Here is a 7,369-nt window from a genome sequence, read left to right as displayed (position 1 = left end):
TCCTTGATTGGCACATTAATAGGAAGTGGATTTATTATGAGGGACAATACTCATATAATTCTTAATAAGGAATGCTCAAAATACAATATCAAATACATCTTAGTTTTATTGAACTCCCATCTACTTAACTGGTACTACTGGACAATCAATCCAGAGAAAGGAGAAGCAATGGCACAAGTAAAAGCCTTCCATTTAGGTATGCTTCCGTTTGTAAAACTCTCCCAAGAAGCCCAACAGCCCTTCATCGAAAAAGCCGATCAGATGTTATCGTTGAACAAGGAGTTGCAGGAAGTATCGCAGAAGTTTCAGCGCACGCTGGGCCGGAAGTTCGGGCTTACCGAGCTGCCTAAAAAGCTACAGGAGTGGTACCTGCTATCCTATGATGCGTTTATAAAAGAGCTGGCCAAAAAGAAGGTGAAACTCAGCCTCTCCGAAGAAGCCGAGTGGGAAGAATACTTTAACCAGCAGGCCCAAAAAGCCCTGGCGCTACAAAAAAGCATCCAAATCACCGACGCAGAAATAGACCAGCTCGTGTACCAGCTCTACCATTTAACGGAAGAAGAAATAGCGATAGTAGAAGGCCGCGAAGCAATGGCAGAAGCAGTAGATTCATAGCGCAGCTGCCCCTCCTCGGTGCAGGGCCATTTCTTTCTAAGAATGAGAGCGTAAAGTTTACTGCTCTTCAATAAGAATCGTAATAGCGGGGAAACTAAGCCTGCACGAAGCTCCAACAAGATTATCCAAGGATGACAACAATTAGTATGAAACGTCCCTGCCCAAAGCGGAGCGTTTCACCTGCTGCTTTTAGTTTATACTTTCAGCAACAGCAAGATAAACAGCATGTATAGATTAATTCTGTACACAAGTATACTTGGGTAGGGCCTCCAGCTAAGATTTAAATAAGTTCAAGGCTTTCCACAGGTTACTGTAGGCCTGCAGCACCAAACACACCAGGTATAAACAAAAAGAGCAGCCTGCTATTGGCTGCTCTTCTACTTTATACCTGGGCTATACTTGCCTATGCCGTCACATGATCAAAGAACCGTACTTTTGGGCTGTGCGGCACTAGCTTTAACCCTTTTGGCACCCCCTGATGCGATTCGCGCATGTGGTTCTTATACCAGACATTGTAGCTCTCCTCATCTGTCCAGAAAGTCATCATCCAAATTTCGTTTTGATTGTCTTTAGGACTCAGCACGTCAAGCCGTACAAAGCCGGGTGCATCATTTACAAGACCAGGCCGTTTGACAAATGCTTCTTTTACTTCGGGTGCCATGTCGTTGGCGATTTCAAAAGTACTCAGGGCTATAAACATATTCTATTAGGTTATCACCAGCCAAATACTCTTGCTGATGCGAAATTATAAAGAGATAAAGTGATCTGCTTCTATTGAAGTTGCTGGTACAGCTTTTACAAATTAACGAGTATCCTGTACATTTTCCTAAAATCAGCAGGTTTTACGCCAAACGCAAAAGTGCCGCTCACAGCACAAAGGCAAGCGGCACTTCTGCAAATATATGAACCAAACATCAAGAAAGCGTCAGCACCAGATCGTCTGTGTTTACCATCTCTCCCTCACTTAACGTGACTCCTGCCACTTCTCCGTCTGCTGATGCAGTAATGGTCGTTTCCATCTTCATCGCTTCGATAATAAAGAGCGGCGTATTTTTCTTTACCTTCTGCTCTTTGGTAACCAAGATTTTTGACAGCATCCCTTGCAAGGGCGCTCCTATCTGCTTCGGGTTTGCTTTGTCTACTTTCTGGTGCTCAACCTTTTCTACTTTTACAGATCTGTCGCGCACATCAATATTACGAGTCTGGCCGTTCAGTTTAAAGAACACCGTACGCATGCCATCTTCATTCACAGGCCCCATAGACTGGTATTTTACCACTATAGACTTGCCGCGCGCAATGTCGATAATGGCTTCCTCCCCTGGCTGCATACCGTAGAAAAACAACCGTGTCGGTATTTTGGCTACCTCGCCATACTGCTCTACATACTTTACATAATCCTCGTATACCTTGGGGTACAGTTGGTACGACAGGAAGTCTGTCATCTTTTTATCTTGTCCGAACTTCTCCTTAAATTCAGAAAACTCTTTATCGAAGTCTACCGGCTCCAGATGTTCATTTGGCCTGTCTGTAAATGATTTGGCATCCTTTAATACAATTCCCTGTAGCTTTTTAGGGAATCCCCCTACTGGCTGCCCCAGTTCACCTCTAAAGAAGGACTGTACTGAATCAGGAAAAGAAATTTGCTCTCCACGCTCCAGCACATCAAGCGTTGTCAAGCCATTCGACACCAGGTACAAAGCCATATCCCCGACAACTTTGGAGCTTGGCGTTACTTTCACCACATCGCCAAACAGGTCGTTAACTTCGGCATAAGTTTCTTTGATAGTTTCCCACTTATCTCCCAGCCCAAGCGCATTTGCCTGCGGGCGCAGGTTAGAGTACTGCCCTCCCGGTATCTCGTGGCGGTATACTTCAGCGGTGCCTGCCTTCAAACCAGATTCAAACGGATAATAGTACTCACGTACTGTTTCCCAGTAATTGGAGTAATGGTTCAGGCTTTTCTGATCAAACTCACGATGACGCTCCTGGAAACGCATCATTTCTACGATAGCATTAAAATTGGGCTGTGAGGTTAATCCTGAAAGCGAACCTAAAGCCACGTCTACCACGTCTACTCCAGCCTCTATTGCTTTTAAGTAAGTGGCTGACTGAATAGAAGAAGTATCGTGCGTATGCAGGTGCAAAGGAATTTTCACGGTATCGCGCAGCGCCTCTACCAGCACCTGCGCCGCGTAAGGCTTCAACAGGCCAGCCATGTCTTTAATGGCCAGTATGTGCGCTCCGGCATCCTCAATTTGCTTCGCTAACTGCAGGTAGTAGTCCAGGTTATACTTCGTTTTGCTCGGGTTAAGTATATCACCGGTGTAGCAGATAGTTCCTTCTGCCAGGCCTTTGGTACGTTTGCGCACATAATTGATACATGGCTCCATGCTCTTCATCCAGTTCAGGGAGTCGAAGATGCGAAAAACATCCACCCCTGTCTCCCATGACTTTTCTACAAACGCCTCTATCAGGTTATCTGGATACGCTTTATACCCTACACCATTGGAGCCACGGATGAGCATCTGAAGCAGAATATTGGGAACAGCCTTTCTAATTTGTGCCAGTCGGTCCCAAGGGTCTTCGTGGAGGAAGCGCAGGCACACATCAAAGGTTGCACCACCCCATACTTCCATACTAAAGATTTGCGGATGATCTTTCGCAAAAGGCTCCGCAATCTTCATCATATCAAACGTACGCATGCGTGTAGCTAACAAGGACTGATGTGCGTCGCGGAAGGTGGTATCGGTGTAATGGATCTTCGGATCGTTGCGAAGCCACTTTGAAAACTCCTCCGGCCCCAACTCTGTCAGCAAGTCTTTCGTGCCTTTTTCGTAAGGTTTTGCCAGGTGCAGATCATGCAAGTCGGGCTTACGCATTACCTTGTCGTGGTTGATCTTTTTCACGTCAGGATTACCGTTCACGATCACATCAGCCAAAAAGGTGAGCATTTTTGTGGCCCTATCCTGGCGCTGCTTAAATACGAAGAGCTCCGGCTGGTTCTTTACAAAGTCTACCGTGGCATCTCCGGAAACAAAAACAGGATGGTTGATGATGTTTTGCAGGAACTGAATGTTCTGCTTCACCCCACGAATACGAAACTCATCCAGCGTACGGGCCATCTTGGTAGCCGCGTGCGCCAGTGTAGGGGCATGCGTGGATACTTTTACCAGCAGTGAATCGAAAAATGGCGTAATCTTGGCACCTGTATACACACTTCCCTGATCCAGGCGAATACCGAAGCCACCTGCACTCCGGTAAGCGATGATGGTGCCATAATCCGGCTTAAAATCGTTCTCAGGGTCTTCTGTGGTGATGCGGCACTGAATGGCCACACCTGTTGGCTTTATTTGTTGGTCAGGCCCCAGCAGCACCTCCTGATCATCAAGCCGATAGCCGTCGGCAATGTATATCTGCGTTTTGATCAGGTCAATACCGGTAATCATTTCGGTAACCGTGTGCTCCACCTGTATGCGCGGGTTTACCTCTATAAAATAGATATTATTGGAATGAGGCTCCACCAGGAACTCTACTGTGCCTACGTTATTATAGTTTACAGCCTTACAGATGCTAACAGCATAGTCATACAGTTTATGTCGCATCTCCTCGTCCAGGCTGATAGCGGGTGCTACCTCCACTACTTTCTGAAACCGGCGTTGCACAGAACAATCACGCTCGTAAAGGTGCGTGATATTGCCATACGCATCGGCCACAATTTGTACTTCTATGTGCTTCGGGTTTTCTACATACTTCTCCAGAAAAAGCGTATCGTCCCCAAAAGCTTTGAGCGCCTCGTTTTTAGCCTCAAAAAAGCCCTTTTCCAACTGGTCGTCGTCCCGGATAACACGCATGCCCCTGCCGCCGCCGCCAGCGGCAGCTTTCAGCATCAAAGGGTAGCCAATCCGATGCGCTTCTTCCAAGGCAACTTCAAACGTGGTTAAGTCAGGCTCATTGCTTTGAATAACAGGCACCTGACAGCTGATGGCCACTTTCTTAGCTGCAATTTTATCACCCAACGAAGCCATCACCTCTGGCCTTGGCCCTATAAAGATGATGCCGTGGTCGGCACACTTCTGAGAAAAATGCTGGTTCTCAGACAGAAATCCATAACCGGGATGGATAGCGTCTACGTCATTGTCTTTGGCAATTTTGATGATACCCTCAATATCGAGGTAAGGCTGAAGCGGCTGATTGTCTTTGCCGATCTGATAAGCCTCGTCTGCTTTGTAACGGTGCAGCGAGTAGCGATCCTCATAGGTGTAGATGGCAACCGTTTTGATATTAAGCTCTGTACAGGCACGAAGCACCCGAATAGCGATTTCACCACGGTTAGCAACCAGGACTTTTTTAATTTTCATAGGAGGTACTTTTGATTAGTGATTAGGTTGATTAAAGGGCATGTCGCCGGCAAACATATTGTATGCATGCAGACTAATTAAAATCAAAATACGAAACAGGGCTAACAAATACAAATATTAAACATGCTTGATATTAGGATTCAACTGCTGATAGTACATATTTTCTCTTCATAAGGTTATATACCCTACTATAGGTATTCGCTTACTATTAGCAGTGTGTAAACTACTAAAAGACAAGAGCCGCCACGGAACAAAATGAACAGGCAGAGGTTAAGTCTTTGATACCCTTTATTCACCTCTCAGACAGCACCCATGCCATTTAAAGACAGAAACATATTGATCATAGGCGGCACCTCCGGAATCGGCCTACAGACAGCCCGCCTTTTGCAGGAGAAAGGCGCCAATGTGCTCATCGCCTCTCGTCAACAATCTGAAGAAGCAGAAGCCTTAAACCTGGAGCACCTGCCGCTTGATGTGCTGCAATTTGATAACACGTTTGTAGATGCTCTGCCTGAAGTGTTACACGGGCTGGTATATTGCCCGGGAAGTATAAACTTGAGGCCTTTTGACCGTATAAAGCCTGAGATTTTCAGAAATGAGTTTGAGCTGAATGTGATGGGTGCCGTGCAGGTTCTGCAATGTGTGATGCCGAGGCTAAAGAAGGCCGACAGTGCCAGCGTAGTGTTATTCAGCACGGTGGCTGCACGCGTTGGAATGCCTTATCATACGTTAATCGCCACTGCCAAAGGAGCTGTACAAGGCCTTACTGTAGCGCTGGCAGCAGAGTACGCATCCGCACAAATACGTGTCAATGCTATCGCCCCCTCCCTCACGGATACACCACTGGCAAAACCACTGCTCAGTACCCCGGAGAAAAACGAAGCCGCAGGCAAGCGCCATCCTCTGGGGCGTGTAGGTACGACACACGAGGTGGCTAGCGCCGCGTTATACTTGCTGGGAGACGAGGCTAGCTGGATGACAGGCCAGGTGCTGCACCTGGATGGAGGCTTGAGTTCTGTTAAACTTTCCTGATTTCAATATATATTTTTCATGGTTCTCTTTTGGTTTCGACGCGACCTGCGGCTGCACGACAATGCTGGCTTTTACCACGCCCTTAAAAGCGGTAAACCGGTGCTGCTCCTCTTTATTTTTGACAGCGATATTTTGTGCCAACTCAACGATAAAGAAGATGCACGAGTCACTTTTATACATGAAACCGTTTCAGAGCTGCACCGCCAACTGGAGCAATATGGCAGCACCCTACTGGTAAAGTACGGCAAGCCCCTGGAGGTGCTAAAACAGCTTGTACAGGAGTATGGGCCAGAAGCTATTTATACCAACCGGGACTATGAGCCTTATGCGCGCGAGCGTGATAAGCAGGTGCTGGAGCTGGCAGAGGCACACGGCATGGCTTACCACTCCTTTAAAGACCAGGTGATTTTTGAGCGTAGCGAAATTCTTTCTCAAAGCGGCACCCCTTATAAAGTATACACGCCTTACAAGAATGCCTGGAAAAAGAGCTTCGAACAAAGTATGATCAAGCCTTACGCTACAGAAAAGTATTTAGGGAAGCTATACCAGCATCCTCAAACAACAGTACCCATACTTGCGGCCATTGGTTTTTCAAAATCATCTATTCGCACACCAGCGGCCCGACTGGCACCGGCTATACTTGAGAGCTATCATGATACAAGAAACTTACCTGCCCTTGATGCAACCTCGCGCCTAAGCCCTCACCTGCGCTTTGGCACCATCAGTATAAGACAGGCTGTGGCATTGGCATTAGCGCATAACGACACCTGGCTTCAGGAGCTGATATGGCGCGAGTATTTTATGCAGCTACTGTTTCATTTTCCTTCATCAGCAGAAGAAAGCTTTGCACCTAAATTCAGGAACATAAACTGGCGGAACAACGAAGATGAGTTTGCCCGATGGTGCGAAGGCAAAACAGGCTTCCCGCTGGTAGATGCAGGTATGCGGGAGCTAAACCAGACAGGCTTTATGCACAACCGCGTACGTATGGTCGTAGCCAGCTTCCTGATCAAAGACCTGTTAATAGACTGGCGCTGGGGAGAAGCCTATTTCGCAGAAAAACTACTGGACTATGAACTGGCCAGCAACGTAGGGAACTGGCAATGGGCTGCAGGCACCGGAGCGGACGCCAATCCATACTTCCGCATATTCAACCCCGACAGTCAGATAAAAAAGTTTGACAAGCAGTATGAATACATTAAACGCTGGATACCAGCGTATGGTACTGCCACGTATCCTGCGCCTATTGTGGAGCATAGCTTCGCCAGAGACCGTGCTCTTGCAGTGTATAAAGCAGCGATTGCCGAAGCTCTTTCTTAAAAATAATCTCAACCTTTATACTAACATATTTAGCCAAACTAATT

The 7,369-nt window shown here is 47.0% G+C and carries 5 protein-coding genes; 3 read left to right on the top strand and 2 right to left on the bottom strand.

All coding sequences use genetic code 11. The features are described 5' to 3' along the window. The first annotated feature begins 36 nt into the window (after positions 1-36). Positions 37-615, top strand: a complete 579-nt coding sequence (locus ACFQ2O_RS18525) for a TaqI-like C-terminal specificity domain-containing protein (protein ID WP_377531417.1) — start codon at positions 37-39, stop codon at positions 613-615. Positions 616-1,018: 403 nt separating this feature from the next. Here the strand turns inward: ACFQ2O_RS18525 and ACFQ2O_RS18520 are convergent, their stop codons facing one another. Next, entirely contained in the window at positions 1,019-1,315 is a 297-nt protein-coding gene (locus ACFQ2O_RS18520) for an antibiotic biosynthesis monooxygenase family protein (protein ID WP_377531415.1), read from the bottom strand. A gap of 214 nt (positions 1,316-1,529) precedes the next feature. Then, a complete protein-coding gene (locus ACFQ2O_RS18515) occupies positions 1,530-4,973 on the bottom strand; it encodes a pyruvate carboxylase (RefSeq protein WP_377531412.1) in 3,444 nt (1,147 codons plus the stop codon). Between the two features lie 312 nt (positions 4,974-5,285). On the opposite strand from ACFQ2O_RS18515, the gene ACFQ2O_RS18510 reads away from it, so the two are divergent. Next, positions 5,286-6,005 (top strand): SDR family NAD(P)-dependent oxidoreductase, encoded by a 720-nt coding sequence (locus tag ACFQ2O_RS18510; protein ID WP_377531409.1) that lies wholly within the window; start codon positions 5,286-5,288, stop codon positions 6,003-6,005. Positions 6,006-6,023: 18 nt separating this feature from the next. Further along, a complete protein-coding gene (locus ACFQ2O_RS18505) occupies positions 6,024-7,325 on the top strand; it encodes a cryptochrome/photolyase family protein (protein ID WP_377531405.1) in 1,302 nt (433 codons plus the stop codon). Positions 7,326-7,369 lie beyond the last annotated feature (44 nt).

It is taken from the genome of Pontibacter rugosus (assembly GCF_042678745.1).
Classification (GTDB): Bacteria; Bacteroidota; Bacteroidia; order Cytophagales; family Hymenobacteraceae; genus Pontibacter; species Pontibacter rugosus.
The sequence above is the reverse complement of the archived record's forward strand: the minus strand, read 5'-3'. Positions and strand labels throughout refer to the sequence as shown.

Excerpts from the sequence above, each read along its gene's own strand:
- ACFQ2O_RS18525 (WP_377531417.1), top strand. The coding sequence starts at position 37 with ATGAGGGACAATACTCATATAATTCTTAATAAGGAATGCTCAAAATAC.
- ACFQ2O_RS18520 (WP_377531415.1), bottom strand. The coding sequence starts at position 1,315 with ATGTTTATAGCCCTGAGTACTTTTGAAATCGCCAACGACATGGCACCC.
- ACFQ2O_RS18515 (WP_377531412.1), bottom strand. The coding sequence starts at position 4,973 with ATGAAAATTAAAAAAGTCCTGGTTGCTAACCGTGGTGAAATCGCTATT.
- ACFQ2O_RS18510 (WP_377531409.1), top strand. The coding sequence starts at position 5,286 with ATGCCATTTAAAGACAGAAACATATTGATCATAGGCGGCACCTCCGGA.
- ACFQ2O_RS18505 (WP_377531405.1), top strand. The coding sequence starts at position 6,024 with ATGGTTCTCTTTTGGTTTCGACGCGACCTGCGGCTGCACGACAATGCT.